The sequence below is a fragment of the Actinoplanes sp. GCM10030250 genome (assembly GCF_042666575.1).
Taxonomy (GTDB): domain Bacteria; phylum Actinomycetota; class Actinomycetes; order Mycobacteriales; family Micromonosporaceae; genus Actinoplanes.
Genome location: NZ_JBHTDO010000007.1, coordinates 36,682 through 50,651, shown reverse-complemented (window position 1 = coordinate 50,651; position 13,970 = coordinate 36,682). Strand labels below are relative to the sequence as shown.

The following is a 13,970-nucleotide window of genomic DNA, read 5'->3' as shown; positions in this document are numbered from 1 at the left end:
AGTGATCTTCCACGACCGTGGATCTAATCACGGCCTGTCGATATGGGCTATCCCGGCCAGCCGCCGTCGTGCAGGAAGCGCTGAACCACTGCCGAATACGGTGCCAGGTCCAGGCCCTGCCCGGCGACCCAGTCGTCGGAGTAGTAGGTGCAGGCGTAGCGCTCGCCGCCGTCACAGATCAGCGTGACCACGGAGCCGGTGCGCCCGGCCGCGAGCATCTCGGCGATCACCCGGAACGCGCCCCACAGGTTGGTGCCGGTCGAGCCACCCACCCGCCGGCCCAGGACCTCGGAGCCGGTCCGCATGGCGGCGAGCGACGCGGCGTCCGGGACCTGCATCATCCGGTCCACCACCGAGGGCTGGAACGAGGGTTCCACCCGCGGGCGGCCGATCCCCTCGATGCGGGAGCCCTTGCCGGTCACGAGGCTGTAGTCACCGGCGAGGTAAGCCTGCCAGAAGGCCGACCCGTCGGGGTCGACAACGCACAGCTTGGTCGGAAATCGGCGGTACCGGGCATATCGGCCGATGGTCGCACTGGTGCCGCCGGTGCCCGCACCGACCACGATCCACGCCGGTATGGGATGCCGTTCCAGCTCCAGCTGGCTGTAGATCGACTCCGCGATGTTGTTGTTGCCCCGCCAGTCGGTGGCCCGCTCGGCGTGGGTGAACTGGTCCATGAAGTGGCCGCCCAGATCCGCCGTGAGCCGCCGCGCCTCGGCCACCACCTGGGTCCCGTCGGCCACCAGGTGGCACTTGCCGCCCTGGAACTCGATGAGCGAGATCTTCTCCGTGGAGGTGGCCGACGGCATCACGGCGATGAACGGCAGACCGAGCATTCGGGCGAAATACGCCTCGCTCACCGCAGTCGATCCGGACGATGCTTCCACGATCGTCGTCCGGGGCCCGATCCAGCCATTGCAGAGTGCGTACAGGAAAAGCGATCGTGCCAGGCGATGTTTGAGTGAACCCGTGGGGTGTGAGGACTCGTCCTTGAGATAGAGGTCGATGCCCCAGGACCGCGGCAGGGGGAACGGCAGCAGGTGTGTGTCGGCGGACCGGTTGGCGTCCGCCTCGACCATGGCGATCGCGTCGCGGGCCCAGTCGCGGGAGACGCCGTCGGAGCGGTCGAGCGAGGTGGGCTCCATGTCAGCCGAGACCGGGCTGGGGCCGGTGCTCCCACTTCGTGGAGAGCGCTATCGCGGTGCGCGTCGATGCGACACCCGGCGTCCGATTGATCCGCACGATCAGCTGCTCCAGTTCCGCGATCGTGCCGACCCGCACGATGAGCTGGTAAGACTCCACGCCGGCCATGAAATAGCAGCTCTCCACCTCGGGCATGGCACGGACGGCGGCGAGCACGTCGTCGGTGTCCGCACCGGAGTCCTCGATGATGCCGATCAGCGCGGTGACGCCGAGCCCGATCGCCTCGTGATCGATGTCCGCCCGGTAGCCGCGGATCGTTCCGGCGGTCTCGAGCTTACCGACTCGCTCGTGCACGGCGGGTGCGGAGAGCCCGACCTTGCGGGCGAGTTCGGCGTACGACGAGCGAGCGTTCTCTCGTAGCAGGTCGATCAGCCGGAGGTCGATGGAGTCCATGGTTCAAACCCTAATCGGGTGGAGCTCCCACCTTCACGCCCGGTAGCGGCGAATGGGCAGCAGGATAATGACCACTGTCGCAATCGGGGCTTTTTCCGCATTTCACGGACTTGGTTCAGGGGCGGTGCTCTAATGGCTTTACGTCCAGATCGAGCACGCCGCCACTCACCGTGACCACGGCCGCTCCAGATACCAAACCGAGGAGGGGGTTGTGGACACTGGAGATCGTCTGCTGACACCGGGCGAGGTGGCCGCGTTGTTCCGCGTCGACCCCAAGACGGTGACGCGTTGGGCCGCAGCCGGGCGCATCGGCAGCATCCGCACTCCGGGTGGACACCGCCGATTCCGCGAGTCCGAGGTACGCGCCCTGCTTGAGGGCGATGGCGTGATCGAGGAAATGCGCGAGGACGACGCTGCCAACAAGCCGCGTAACAACGGCCCGAGCAATCCGGGTGCGGGCTACGGCCCGCCCAACGGATTGCGCTGAGAGCGTCCCTCACCCAGATCGCCGGTCCATCTTCGGAAAAGCGTGTGGGGTACGCCTAAAGCGTCCACCACCTTGCCGGCGACAAAATCGATCAGCTGTTGTGCCGTCGCGTCAGCACCGGACCCGTAAAAGCCCGGGCTGGCCGGCAGCACCACCGCCCCAGCATCGTGCAGAGCGATCAGGTGCTCCAGGTGGCTTCGCGTCACCGGTGTCTCCCGAGGCACGACGACAGTTCGCCGTCGTTCCTTCAGGTTGACCTCGGCAGCGCGTTGCAGCAGGTCCTTGGAGAGCCCGATCGCGATGCCCGCACACGCCGCGGTACTCGCCGGCACCACCACCATGCCGCGCGCCGGGTACGAGCCACTGCTCGGCCCGGCCGCCAGGTCCCCGGCAGGCCAGTAGGCCAGATCGCCGAGGTCCCGGCCGAGCCACGCCGCCACGTCGTCCTTCCAGTGGGCGTCGCGGACCGTCGCGCCCGTCTCATCCAGCAGGGTCAGGCGGGCGGCACGGGAGACGACCAGGTCCACCGGCTCGCCGGCGTCCAGCAGAGCGGTGAGCACCGATTTCGCATACGGGGTGCCGGAGGCTCCGGAGACGCCGACGATCCAGGGTTGACGCATACCTCAAGTGTGCCTGGCGTCCGGGCCCGATGAGGGCGCCGGGCTGGTGACCGCAGGGGTGTCCGGGCGCTCGGCCGCAGTCCGGCCGGCGAACACCAGCGCGGCGATCGCGGCGACCACGGCCAGAGCGGTGCCGGCAGCCCAGGCCGCGGTGCGGCGGCGCTTGCGGCGGCGGCCGGCCACGATGATGTCGTCAACGCCGTAGCGCAGGGGCGGCGCGTCCTTCTGAACCCCCTGCAGGTCAGACATTCGCATGACGCATCGCGTCCGCGAGCCGGTCGTGCACCGCCCCCGTCTGGTCGGGCACGACCGGCTCCGGCAGATCGATTCCGCCGGCCCACTGCTCACGGGATATTGACGAGAACGAGGGCATGCCGGGTTACATCCGGACCGATGCCGGGAAGGCGTCGTCGACCGGGTACCAGGTGGACGGGTCGGTCAGGTCGGCCTGCAGGATCGAGTCGAAGATCTTCCGGAGCTCCGGCGCATCGATGCCGCGTCCGAAGACCTCCAGCCCGTACCTCTTGTCACCGGTCAGCATCGTGCAGCTCCCCGCCGTGCACGCCGGCTCGACCGATGTCTCCGGCAGGTCCTTCACCGGCGCGATCCTGATGCCGATCACCTCGTCCATCCTCGTCGAGGGAATCGACCGATCGGGGTCCGCAAGCAACGCCTCGGCCGCTGCGGCAGGCAGGAGGTAGGCGAGGGAGTCCGCCGCGCCGGACCGGCGGGACGCCGACACGTTGACCAGCCGATAGTCGTCCGGCACGTAGGACACCCGGAAGCCGAGCCGTGCGGGCTCCCCCGCACCGAGCGTGAAGCCCTCGGCGATCCGGCGGACGTCGGCGCGGCTGCCGCCCAGAAGTAGGTCCACCATGACTACCGTGCCGTCGGCGTATGTCCAGGCCAGTGCCTCGCCGCCGTAGCCGGTGGCCAGATAGGCGGCCGTCCGGCCGTGGACCGGCTCGGCCGCGGTGACCTTTCCTCCGTGGAGGCGGGCGAGCTCCGCACCCGGCGGGTACACGCTCAGGGTTCCCGCCTCCTTACCGTCCCGGTTGATGGCCGCGGACATCCGGCCCAGCCGTACCGTCTCCGGGTCCATCACCCGGTACTCCCCGGCGGTGTAACCACGGAACGGGAAGGTGAAGGAGTAGCGCGGCACCGGTGCGGCGGTCGCCGTGGCCGGTGACACCACCTGCCGCTCGCTGTTCCCGAGCAGGACCTGCGGCACCCCGATCGCCAGGGCCACCGCCACCAGCGCCGCGAACCCCCACTCGGTGGTCCTGCGCCGCACCCGGCGCTGTCCCGCGGCGACCATGTCGTCCACGTCGAAACGCGGCGGTGGGCCGCCCTTCCTCGCCTCCTCCAGCAGCTCAGACAGTGGTTTCATAGCGGGCCTCCAGCTCGGTGCCGAGGATCTGGCGCAGCGCACCGAGGCCGCGCGAGGTGTAGGCCTTGACCGTGCCGGCCGGGCAGCGCAGTGCCTCAGCGGTCTGCTGCACGCTGAGCCCTTCCAGGAAGCGCAGCACCAGCACCGCGCGCTGGCGGGGTGGCAGGCCGGAGAGTGCCTCACGCACCCGCAACCGCTCGTCCACGACGTGGGTGCCGTCCGGCTCCGCCGGGTCGGGCATGGCGTGGCTGTGCGACTGCTCGCGCCGCCACCACGGGCGGCGGGTCTCGTCGATTGCGGCCCGCACCACAGCGGTACGCGCGTACGCGTCATGGTTGCCGACGCGGTTCCACTTCGCGTACAGGCGGGCCAGCGCGGACAGGACGGCGTCCTCGGCCACCTGCCAGTCGCCGCACGTGAGATACGCCAGCCCGCGCAGCGACTCCATCCGCGCGCCGACGAACTCGCGGAACTCCGCCTCTCGATCGCTCACGCCGGTTAGACGGAGGGTCGCCGGAGATCGGTTACAGCAGGACGAGATCGAGCAGGGCGAAGACGAACAGCGCGATGCCGATGAAGCCGTTCGCCGTGAAGAACGCCCGGTTGACCTTGGACAGGTCGTTCTCGGTCACCACCACGTGCTGGTAGACGAGTCCGCCGGCGGCGAGGAGCAGGCCCAGCCACCACAGCCAGCCCAGCCCGACGAGCTGGCCGAACCAGACGAACAGGGCGAACGTGACGACGTGCGTGACGGTTGAGATGTGCAGGGCGGTACGCACGCCGAAGCGGGCCGGGGTCGAGTGCACACCGATCCGGCGGTCCACCTCCACGTCCTGGCAGGCATAGATGATGTCGAAACCACCGATCCAGAGCCCCACAGCGACGCCGAGTACCCAGGCCGGCCCGGAGCCCTCGAACGTGCCGGTGATGGCCAGCCAGGCGCCGACCGGGGCAACCGCCTGGGCCAGGGCCAGCACGTAGTGCGGGAAGTTCGTGAACCGCTTGGCGTACGGGTAGACGACCAGCGGGATCACCGCGAGCGGGGAGAGGAGCAGGCAGAGCGGGTTGAGCAGGCCGGCCGCGACGATCAGGACGACGAGCGAGACCAGCGCGCCGGTCCAGGCCGTCCGCACGCTCACCGCGCCGGTGACCAGTTCCCGGTTCTGGGTCCGCGGGTTCAGCGCGTCGATCTTGCGGTCCAGGATCCGGTTCGCCGCCATCGCGAACGTGCGCCCGGCCACCATCGCGATGGTGATCAGCACGAGGTCGCCCCAGTGCCGGCCGGTGCCGTCCCGGTCGATCGCCACCAGCGCCGCCAGATAGGCGAACGGCAGGGCGAAGACCGAGTGCTCGATCATGACCAGGCGCAGGAAGGACTTGACCTTCCCAGGCTGCTCGACCGTTGTCACAACCCGTATTCCTTCCACCGCTTGTCGACGAGCGACACGACCTCGGGTGCCATCACCATCTCCTCCGGCCACCCCCGGGTGTATCCCTCGGCGGGCAGCTTACGGGTGGCGTCGACGCCCGCCTTGCCGCCCCAGAACTGCTGGTAGGACGAGTGGTCCAGGTGGTCCACCGGCCCCTCGGTGAGCAGCAGGTCGCGGGCGTAGTCGACGTTGCCGAAGGCCCGGAACGCGACCTCCTGATAGTCGTGCACGTCGCAGTCCTCGTCCACCACCACGATGAGCTTGGTCAGCGACATCAGGTGGGCGCCCCAGATCGCGTTCATCACCTTCTGCGCGTGCTTCGGGTAACGCTTCTTGATCGACACGATGGCGCAGTTGTGGAACACCCCGGCGGCCGGCAGGTCGTAGTCGACGATGTCCGGGATCATCATCTTCAGCAGCGGCCGGAAGATCCGCTCGGTGGCCTTGCCCAGGCCGTGGTCCTCCTGCGGCGGCTGCGACGTGACGATCGAGTGGTAGATCGGCTTCTTCCGCATGGTCATGCACTCGATGTGCAGCACCGGGAACGGCTCGACCGGCGTGTAATAGCCGGTGTGGTCGCCGAACGGGCCCTCCGGCATCCGCTCGCCCGGCTCCAGGTATCCCTCCAGGATGATCTGCGACTCGGCCGGGACCTGCAGCGGCACGGTCACGCAGTCGACCATCTCGACCCGCTCGCCGCGCAGGTAGCCGGCGAACAGGTACTCGTCGATGTCGGACGGCAGCGGGGCACTCGCCGCGTAACAGACCACCGGGTCGGCACCGATCGCGATGGCGACCGGGAGACGCTGCCCGAGCCGCTCGGCGACCGCGTGGTGCGCTGTGGAGTCCTTGTGGATCTGCCAGTGCATGCCGAGCGTGTTCTTCGAGTGCTGCTGGAGGCGGTAGAGGCCGAGGTTGCGCTTGCCGGTCTCCGGGTGCTTGGTGTGGGTCAGCCCGAAGTTGTGGAAGACGCCGCCGTCACCGGGCCAGATCTGCAGGCCGGGCAGCCGGTCCAGATCGACCTCGTCGCCCTTGAGCACCACCTCCTGGCAGGGGGCGGTCTTGACCTTCTTCGGCGGCAGCGACTTGAGCTGCAACACCTTGCCGATGCCCTCACGGATTCCGGACCAGCCGACCGGCAGCTCCGGCTTGATCATCGCGCCGATCCGGTCACCGACCTCGTCGAGCGTCTCCACGCCGAGCGCCATGGCCATCCGCTTCTCGGAACCGAACAGGTTGATCGCCACCGGCATGTCGCCGCGCGTCGGGTTCTCGAAGAGCAGCGCCGGGCCACCGGCCCGCACGGCGCGCGTCACCACCTCGCTGATCTCCAGCGTCGGGTCCACCGGCACGGTGATGCGCCGCAGTTCACCGGCCTCCTCGAGGGCGGCGAGGAAGCTCTGCAGATCGGCATGGGGGAATCCACGGGACGCCATGACCCCAGTCTGGCACCGGGACCCCGCCACACCCCGCGCAGGCCCGTCACTCGTGATCGGTTTCTCGCGTTGAGCGAGGCGTGAGACTCCGCAACGTGGCCCGGTGGTTCGCCGCGACCGGGCTCGTCGCCGGCCTCGCGATAACCGCACCGGCGAACTCGGCCCGGTCGTCGCGCCTGCCGGAGTGCTCTCCGGGCAAGCAGTCGACCCGGCCACCGACCGGTCCGGCCGGGCCGAAGGCACCGAAAGCGTGCCGGGCCGCCGGCCGCATCCTCGAGTCGGGGGTACAGGTGAAGCGCCCCGGCGCCTTCACCCCGAGCGGCTACCACCACCTGGGCGCCGGGACGAGCGGGCAGTGGAGCGGGGTGTCCGGCCGCTTCTCGGTCGTCGACGGCTCGGTACGCCCGCACACCTACGACTTCGTGGCCGGCCGCTTCATGGCCAAACGGGACATGGGCCTGGGCCGGATCTCGTGGCTCGAGGCGGGCTGGGCGGAGACCGGCTGGGCCACCCCCGGCCGCCAGCACATCTACACGTTCAACACGAACACCAACGTCTGGCAGTTCTACGACCAGTACACGGTCCGCCCCGGCGACCAGATCTGGCTCGACCTGAACTCCGACGCGAACGGGGTCTGGCGCGCCTGGCTCTGGTGGAACAACAGGTGGAACCTGCTGACCACGCAGCAGCTGCCGATCGGCACGAACGCCAACATCGAGCAGTACGTCGAGGTGCACGTCGACTCCAGCCGCCCGACGCAGATCGACGTGCCGAAGGTCACCGTGGACAACGTCCAGCTCCGCCCGCCCGGCGGAGGGCCGGCCCGCTTCTGGCGCGAGGACGTCGGCACGCTGACCGGCGCGGAGGCCGATCAGCAGCAGCGCCGGGGCGGCTTCTGCCTCGACTGGGTCACCCGTTACGACACCTGGACCGCGGGCGACTGCTCCTGACACGGCTGAACCGAACCGAGGCGGGCGGCCGTACCAGCATTCGACGACACCGAGTAGTCACCATGAGTGACACTTGATCTGGTAACACACAAGGTGCACAGTCGTGCCGCGGTGTGCTCGCGCATTCGGCGCGGAACCGCAGAAGTGGAGCAGTAAGCGGTGCTTCAACGGGAAATCTACGACGAGCGGTACCTCGGGACCGGCTACGACGAGCGGTCGTCTGTCCGTGTTCTCACCGCGGAGGCATCCGCTCTCCGCTGTGCCGTGCAGAGGGCCGTCGAATCGCTGCCGGACTCCACGGCGCTGTCGCTACTGGACTTCGGTTACGGCACCGGACGGGTCACCAACACCTTCGCCGCCGAGTACCCCGTCGAACTTGGCGCTATCCGGCGTGATCTGCGGGTGGTGGCGTACGACGTCTCCTCAGTGGGGCTACGGAAAGCGACGACAGAACTCGTCAAGAGGCACGGCTTCGACGTGACACACCCGCTGGACTTCCATCCCGGCGCAACGGAGGGCTACATAGCCGGCTCGGTCTCTCGCCTCACGGAGGGTTGCACGGTGACCGTCACTTTCGTCCACGGCACCGAGCGGGCCGACCCGGACGAGGTACGCACGCTGGTCGAGAAGGCCAACGACGGTCAGCCCTTCGCCCTCACGACATCGTGGTACAGCGCACTCGCGCACATCCCCACAGCAGCACGACGGGCGGCTTACTTCCAGATGCTCGATGCCGTTACCGACAGTCGCGGCGAATTGTTGATTGCTCCGTCGGTATCCGGCGACCTGGTGCAGTTGCAGGCCGAGTGGACGAACCGGCTGCGCGCCGGCGACGTCGGAGAGTATCCGATCGAGCAGCCCGGCGACGTCATCTACGAGACCGAGATCGGCCAGAAGAACTTCTACCACGTCTTCGGCGCCGACCTCGCGGGCCTGCTCGACAGTATCGGCGGCCCCGGCCGGTACACCTGGATGGAAGCCATCCGCATGCCTGACCCCGAGTTCGACTCCAAGGCAGCCGAGCTGGACAACTACCGCCGAGTCCGCGAGTTCAACGAGCGGTTGGGTCGTCAGCGGTGGCAGGCAGAGGAATACCTGCAGGTCCACACCGCGCTGGCGGTTCGGAGCGGGAATCCTCATGGAGGGGCAGGCGCCCTGGCCGGCTCAGCGACGATGGGACCACCGGCAGGGGCCGGAGAGTGACGACGGAGCTGATCAGCGGCTGACCCTGCCTCACCTCCACCCGGAACAGGCACTCGAAGTCACGGAACTGAGAGGTCAGGCGAAGAAACTCGGGGTCGCGCGGCAGCCGGGCTGCCGCCCAGGTACCGAAGCCGTAGATGCCGGCCATGACGAACAACCGCCGATCCGGCGCGTACGGGTTCTGCCCGCGAATGAGAATGCCGAAGTCATGATGGAACCTCCGCGCAATGGGTGTGCCCTCAGGCCCGCGCGCGATGAACCAGCTCCGGTCGAAATCCCGGGGCTCGCCCCGCTCCAGCGGGTCGACATCCCATTCCGCGCTGTAGACCTCGCCCGTCGTCCGATCCTCGATGACCATCGCCTTGGCATCCACCCTGAACCCGCTGCCGATTCTTTCCAGCACGCCCGGCGTCAGACTGTTCACTTCGTCGAGTCCGAGCAGTATCAGGTTCTCCCGGACCTGCTCATCGGAGAAGTGGGATGCGTAAGCGATTCTGGGAGTTGAGCCCAGCTTGCCGAGCACCGTCGCCACTTCGTGCATCGCGTGGCTGTCACCCAGCCCGATGAAGTTCGATGGCTCCAGATAGTTGAACCTGGTGAACTCCCCGATGAAGAGGTAGATCCGGCCACGCAGCAGCTTGCGGCCCCAGAACGAACGGCCACGCCACGACCTGATCACTCCCAGCGCGGCGCGGGTGCTCACCCCGGCGACGAAGACGATGACCGCCGCCGCGATATTGATGACAAGGTCGTGCACACCGTCCATGGCCACCTCGAAACAGCAGCTCGGCGCGCGGCGTCCGAGTCACCTCACGCGTGTTCCCCACTGAACCATCACGCGATGTATCGATAGAGTAACCCAGAGTGGCAATGAGTCTCCGCGGCTGATCAGCCGGCGTTCGCGTACGAGTGCAGGCCCTCGAAGAACAGGTTGATGCCGAACAGGTTCATCAGCATCGTCACGAAGCCGAGCAGGGCGATCCAGGTCGCGACCGTGCGCTTCACGCTGGGCGTGGCCCGGGCGTGCAGGTATGCGGCGTAGACGATCCAGGAGATGAACGCCCAGACCTCCTTCGGGTCCCAGCCCCAGTACCGGCCCCAGGACGCCTCGGCCCACAGCGGACCGGCGATCAGCGCGCCGAACGTGAAGAGCGGGAAGGCGAAGGCGTGCAGGCGGAAGGTGAGCCGCTCCAGCATTCCGGCGTCCGGCACCCGCTTGCCGAGCGTGTACGGGAAGCGGCGCTTGCCCTCGTCGTACCCGTTCTTGATCAGGAACATCACTGCCGGTACGGCGCCGGCCAGGAAGATGCCGGACGAGATGATGATCGTCGAGACGTGGAAGATGTACCAGTACGAGTTGAGCGCCGGCACCAGCGGGCCGACCGGGGTGTAGGCGACCAGGCCGGCGGCGCCGAGCAGCACGACGAGGCTCAGCGAGGCGAACAGGCCCAGGTGCCGGACGGCCGGCGTACGCAGCAGGACGGTCACCCAGACCGCGGAGCCGATCAGCGTCACCGACAGGATGTACTCGTACATGTTGCCCCAGGGCATCCGGTCGGCGGCGATGCCGCGGGTGACCGTCGCGCCCAGGTGCAGGGCGAGTGCGATGAGGTTGAGGACGACAGCGATGCGGCCAGCCAGCTCACCCTTGCCGGGCTTCGCCGGCGCCGGGACCTTGATCACGGGCGGCCCGGACTCCAGCGGGGCGCCGGAACCGACCAGCTGCCTCGCCGGCCGGGCCGCGGCCTTGCCGATCCGGCTGCGCTGGCCGAACGCGTACTCGCCGGCGTAGCAGACCATCGCGGCCAGATAGGCCAGCACGGTCAGCGCCATCAGCTGGTTCGACAACTCCGCCATCAGGGCGTCCCTTCTTTCACGTCTCGGCTGAGCGCCGCCGCCTCTTCGGTGAGCGCCGCGAACTCGTCGGCGAACCCGGGGTGGTCGGTGCGGGGCAGACCACCGGCCTCGATCACGCTACCCCTCGCGTCCGGGCCGTCCGCCGCAAGCACCCGGAACCAGACCCGGCGCCGCCGGACGTAGAGCGACAGCATCAGCCCCATCAGACCCAGCACGGCTCCGACCAGCATCAGGACCTTCGTCGGGTCGTGGCGGACGGAGAGCGTCGCGACGTGCCGGGTACCGACGAACTCCAGCTTGGTGCCGTCGTCCAGGGTCCAGGTCTCACCGGGGCGCAGCACGTACGGGCGGTCGCCGCTGACCTTCGTCAGCTTGCCGCCGGCGATCTGGTCCCGGTCCAGCGCGTAGACCGAGCCGGGGATGCCCACGTCCAGCCCGAGGTCACCACGGTAGGCGGAGAGGTAGAGGACCGGGTTGTTCTCGGCCGGGAACTGGGACCGGGCACTCCCGTCGGTCCCGCCGGTGGGCAGGTAGACGCCCTCGAAGCCGACTTGGAGCCGGTTGTCGCGCTGGTTGGTCTTCGGGTCGATGTTGACGTCCGGGAACTGGACGACACCCTCGCTCGTCAGCATCCCGTCGGTGGGCAGGAACGGAACGATCTTGGTCTGCTGCACGCCGTACCGGTCGGTGAAGCGCAGCACCGGCGCGTACCCCTGGCCGATCAGGTTGACCGTCGCCCCGTCGAGCCGCAGCGGGTCGTTGACGGTGAACGAGCGGATCTCGTCGGGTCCGCCGTTCTCGCTGACGGCCACCGTCGCCATGAACGACTTCGGCTGGCCGGTGGCCTGGAAGGTGGCGTCGAACTCGGTCATCTTGAAGCAGATGTTCGGCAGGTCGGCCGGCGTCACCCGGGGGCCGAGCGTGAAGTCGTCGAACTGCGTGACCGTGTTGCAGAAGCCCTGCTCCGGGCCGGCCACCAGCAGGCGGTTCGCGTGCCAGCCGTACCAGTGCCCGAAACCGACGCCGACCAGGACCGCCAGCATGGCGAAGTGGAAGAGAAGGTTGCCGGTATCCTTCAGGAGGCCCTTCTCCGCGGCCACCGTCCATTCGCCGCCGGGCAGCTCACGCAGCCGGGTGCGATAGCGCCGGCGGCGCAGGAGACGCGCGATGTCGCCGGCCGCCACGGCCGGATCCACCGGCCGCGCAACCCCCGGGGAATGCTGCGGCAGGCGGTCCATCCGCTTCGGAGCATCAGGCGGTACGGTTCTCAGCGCCCGAATGTGATCACGTAACCGCGGCAGGACGCAGCCGACGAGTGACGTGAAGAGCAGCAGGTAGATCGCCGCGAACCAGGGTGACGCGTAGACGTCGAACGCGCCGAGCCGATCGATGACGGGTGCCAGGTCCGGATGCTTGGCGAAGTATTCCGCGACGTTCTCCCGGTTCACCGACCGCTGCGGGAAGACCGAGCCCGGCACCGCCGCCACGGCGAGCAGGAAGAGCAGGATGAGCGCTGTACGCATGCTGGTCAGCTGCCGCCACGAGTTGCGCAGCACCGCCAGCACCGGGTTGGGACGGCGTGGCGGCGGCGCCGCGGGCGCGTCCGGCCGGTCCTCGACCACTGTCACAGCAGCAGCTCCCCACCGAAGTTGAGGGTGGTCATGAGCCATGCCAGGAAGTAGTTCCACTGCCCGGTGATCAGGGCCAGCCCGGTGACGATGAGCAGGGCACCGCCGACCCGGGTCACCCACCGGCTGTTGCGGCGGATCGCCTGGAAGACGCCGAGCAGACGGCGGAAGAAGAGCCCGAAGATGATGAACGGGATGCCGAGTCCGAGGCTGAACGCCAGGGCGAGGATCACCGCGCGGTCGGTACGCCCGCTCGTGGTCGCCAGGGCGGTCACCGCGGCCAGCGTCGGGCCCACGCACGGGATCCACGAGACCGCGAAGATCGCCCCGAAGACCGGCGCGCCGAGCAGCCCGGCGGCCGGCAACCTGCTGATCCGCGCCTCCTGCTGGAAGCCCGGGATCCAGCCCAGGTAACCCAGGCCGAGCACGATGATCAAGACGCCGAGCACGATGTTGAGGGTGTCCCGGTGCGTCAGCAGGGTGAAGCCGATGTTGGCGACAAGCGTGGTGAGCAGGGTGAAGACCACCGCGAAGCCGAGCACGAACAGGCTGCTGCCGAGCAGCACCCGGCCCTTGAGGGCCAGCGTCCGGGAGCGGCTCACGGTGGCGACCGCACCGGGCTCCTCCGGTTTGGCGGTGGTGCCGATCGCCGCTTCCAGGTCGCTGCCGGCGAGCCCTGTGACGTACGACAGGTAGCCCGGCACCAGGGGCAGCACGCAGGGGGACAGGATGCTGACCAGGCCGGCGATGAGCGCCGCACCGATCGCCAGCAGCAAAGGGCCGTTGAGGGCCGTCTCCTTGAACGCTTCGCCCATCAGGGGTTCTCCTCCGCTGCCACCCGCTCCACCAGGGGCTGGAGCTCGCCCAGCGTCGTCGCGCGGCGCAGGGCGACCGCGATCCGGCCCTGACGGTCCAGGATCAGTGTGGCCGGGGTGCTGGTCTGGGTCACGTCGAACTTCAGCGCGACCTTGGCGTCGAAGTCGAAGAGGCTGGGGTACGTGACCCGGCCGCGCTCGAAGTTGATCGCCGCGTCCCGGTCGTCCCGCGAGTTCACGCCGATGAACGCGACACCCTTGTCCCTGGTCGCCTGGAAGGTCTTCTCCAGGTCGTCCGCCTCGGCCCGGCACGGCGAGCACCACGAGCCCCAGAAGTTGACCACGACGACCTTGCCGGACTCGGCGGCGAGGTCGTACGTCTTCCCGTCCAGCAACTCCCCGGTCACCGCGGGAACCTGTGGCCGGTCCGCCGGCGCGCACTCGATCACCAGGTCGGCCGTGGTATCGCACTTCTTCGCCCAGTTCTCCTCACCGCTGCACGCGGTCAGGACACCGGCGGCGACAACCGCGGCAGCGACGGCGACGAGGCGGCGCACG

15 protein-coding genes are annotated in these 13,970 nt (G+C 68.7%); 3 read left to right on the top strand and 12 right to left on the bottom strand.

Going from position 1 to position 13,970, the window contains the following annotated elements; translation table 11 throughout:
• Positions 1–47: 47 nt before the first annotated feature.
• Together ACFQV6_RS12095 and ACFQV6_RS12090 are read right to left on the bottom strand one after the other, a co-directional pair.
• A complete protein-coding gene (locus ACFQV6_RS12095) occupies positions 48–1,145 on the bottom strand; it encodes a PLP-dependent cysteine synthase family protein (RefSeq protein ID WP_378027503.1) in 1,098 nt (365 codons plus the stop codon).
• A gap of 1 nt (position 1,146) precedes the next feature.
• Positions 1,147–1,596, bottom strand: coding sequence for an Lrp/AsnC family transcriptional regulator (locus tag ACFQV6_RS12090; protein ID WP_196417080.1), 450 nt, complete (start codon positions 1,594–1,596; stop codon positions 1,147–1,149).
• 211 nt (positions 1,597–1,807) lie between these two features.
• Between ACFQV6_RS12090 and ACFQV6_RS12085 the strand changes: the two genes are divergently transcribed.
• Entirely contained in the window at positions 1,808–2,083 is a 276-nt protein-coding gene (locus ACFQV6_RS12085) for a BldC family transcriptional regulator (protein ID WP_045740459.1), read from the top strand.
• Here the strand turns inward: ACFQV6_RS12085 and ACFQV6_RS12080 are convergent.
• The 6 genes from ACFQV6_RS12080 to ACFQV6_RS12055 all read right to left on the bottom strand — a co-directional run bounded on the left by ACFQV6_RS12080 (position 2,056) and on the right by ACFQV6_RS12055 (position 6,959).
• The gene (locus ACFQV6_RS12080) at positions 2,056–2,703 is read right to left on the bottom strand and encodes a UbiX family flavin prenyltransferase (protein WP_378027502.1); all 648 of its coding nucleotides are present in this window, start codon (positions 2,701–2,703) and stop codon (positions 2,056–2,058) included. The genes ACFQV6_RS12085 and ACFQV6_RS12080 overlap by 28 nt on opposite strands.
• 3 nt (positions 2,704–2,706) lie before the next feature.
• On the bottom strand, positions 2,707–2,952 hold the full coding sequence (locus ACFQV6_RS12075) for a hypothetical protein (protein ID WP_378027501.1): 246 nt from the start codon (positions 2,950–2,952) through the stop codon (positions 2,707–2,709).
• A 130-nt stretch (positions 2,953–3,082) separates the two neighbouring features.
• Positions 3,083–4,093 (bottom strand): hypothetical protein, encoded by a 1,011-nt coding sequence (locus ACFQV6_RS12070; RefSeq protein WP_378027500.1) that lies wholly within the window; start codon positions 4,091–4,093, stop codon positions 3,083–3,085.
• A complete protein-coding gene (locus ACFQV6_RS12065; RefSeq protein ID WP_378027499.1) occupies positions 4,077–4,586 on the bottom strand; it encodes a SigE family RNA polymerase sigma factor in 510 nt (169 codons plus the stop codon). The genes ACFQV6_RS12070 and ACFQV6_RS12065 overlap by 17 nt, the downstream gene beginning before the upstream one ends.
• Before the next feature lie 31 nt (positions 4,587–4,617).
• Positions 4,618–5,502 (bottom strand): menaquinone biosynthesis prenyltransferase MqnP, encoded by an 885-nt coding sequence (gene mqnP / locus ACFQV6_RS12060; RefSeq protein ID WP_378027498.1) that lies wholly within the window; start codon positions 5,500–5,502, stop codon positions 4,618–4,620.
• Positions 5,499–6,959 carry a menaquinone biosynthesis decarboxylase gene (locus ACFQV6_RS12055; RefSeq protein ID WP_378027497.1) on the bottom strand — a complete coding sequence of 487 codons (1,461 nt, stop codon included), beginning with the start codon at positions 6,957–6,959 and terminating at the stop codon, positions 5,499–5,501. Before ACFQV6_RS12055 ends, mqnP begins: the two co-directional genes overlap by 4 nt.
• Before the next feature lie 80 nt (positions 6,960–7,039).
• Here ACFQV6_RS12055 and ACFQV6_RS12050 point away from each other — a divergent pair, with 80 nt between their 5' ends.
• Both ACFQV6_RS12050 and ACFQV6_RS12045 read left to right on the top strand, forming a co-directional pair.
• Positions 7,040–7,909: a hypothetical protein gene (locus tag ACFQV6_RS12050; protein ID WP_378027496.1), complete on the top strand. Its 870-nt coding sequence runs from the start codon at positions 7,040–7,042 to the stop codon at positions 7,907–7,909.
• A gap of 159 nt (positions 7,910–8,068) precedes the next feature.
• Positions 8,069–9,112, top strand: a complete 1,044-nt coding sequence (locus ACFQV6_RS12045) for a hypothetical protein (protein ID WP_378027495.1) — start codon at positions 8,069–8,071, stop codon at positions 9,110–9,112.
• 888 nt (positions 9,113–10,000) lie between these two features.
• Here ACFQV6_RS12045 and ccsB read toward each other — a convergent pair.
• From ccsB to ACFQV6_RS12025, 4 genes are read right to left on the bottom strand one after another with little or no spacing between them, the layout of a single operon-like run.
• Positions 10,001–10,969 (bottom strand): c-type cytochrome biogenesis protein CcsB, encoded by a 969-nt coding sequence (gene ccsB, locus ACFQV6_RS12040; RefSeq protein ID WP_378027494.1) that lies wholly within the window; start codon positions 10,967–10,969, stop codon positions 10,001–10,003.
• Complete coding sequence (locus ACFQV6_RS12035) at positions 10,969–12,597, bottom strand: cytochrome c biogenesis protein ResB (RefSeq protein ID WP_378027493.1); 1,629 nt, start codon at positions 12,595–12,597, stop codon at positions 10,969–10,971. Before ACFQV6_RS12035 ends, ccsB begins: the two co-directional genes overlap by 1 nt.
• Positions 12,594–13,412, bottom strand: coding sequence for a cytochrome c biogenesis CcdA family protein (locus ACFQV6_RS12030; RefSeq protein WP_378027492.1), 819 nt, complete (start codon positions 13,410–13,412; stop codon positions 12,594–12,596). Before ACFQV6_RS12030 ends, ACFQV6_RS12035 begins: the two co-directional genes overlap by 4 nt.
• Positions 13,412–13,969, bottom strand: coding sequence for a TlpA family protein disulfide reductase (locus tag ACFQV6_RS12025; RefSeq protein WP_378027491.1), 558 nt, complete (start codon positions 13,967–13,969; stop codon positions 13,412–13,414). Before ACFQV6_RS12025 ends, ACFQV6_RS12030 begins: the two co-directional genes overlap by 1 nt.
• Position 13,970: the final 1 nt, after the last annotated feature.

What these genes read in the sequence shown, in the direction of transcription:
- ACFQV6_RS12095 (WP_378027503.1), bottom strand. Translation starts at nt 1,145, where the DNA reads ATGGAGCCCACCTCGCTCGACCGCTCCGACGGCGTCTCCCGCGACTGG.
- ACFQV6_RS12090 (WP_196417080.1), bottom strand. Translation starts at nt 1,596, where the DNA reads ATGGACTCCATCGACCTCCGGCTGATCGACCTGCTACGAGAGAACGCT.
- ACFQV6_RS12080 (WP_378027502.1), bottom strand. Translation starts at nt 2,703, where the DNA reads ATGCGTCAACCCTGGATCGTCGGCGTCTCCGGAGCCTCCGGCACCCCG.
- ACFQV6_RS12075 (WP_378027501.1), bottom strand. Translation starts at nt 2,952, where the DNA reads ATGTCTGACCTGCAGGGGGTTCAGAAGGACGCGCCGCCCCTGCGCTAC.
- ACFQV6_RS12070 (WP_378027500.1), bottom strand. Translation starts at nt 4,093, where the DNA reads ATGAAACCACTGTCTGAGCTGCTGGAGGAGGCGAGGAAGGGCGGCCCA.
- ACFQV6_RS12055 (WP_378027497.1), bottom strand. Translation starts at nt 6,959, where the DNA reads ATGGCGTCCCGTGGATTCCCCCATGCCGATCTGCAGAGCTTCCTCGCC.
- ccsB (WP_378027494.1), bottom strand. Translation starts at nt 10,969, where the DNA reads ATGGCGGAGTTGTCGAACCAGCTGATGGCGCTGACCGTGCTGGCCTAT.
- ACFQV6_RS12030 (WP_378027492.1), bottom strand. Translation starts at nt 13,412, where the DNA reads ATGGGCGAAGCGTTCAAGGAGACGGCCCTCAACGGCCCTTTGCTGCTG.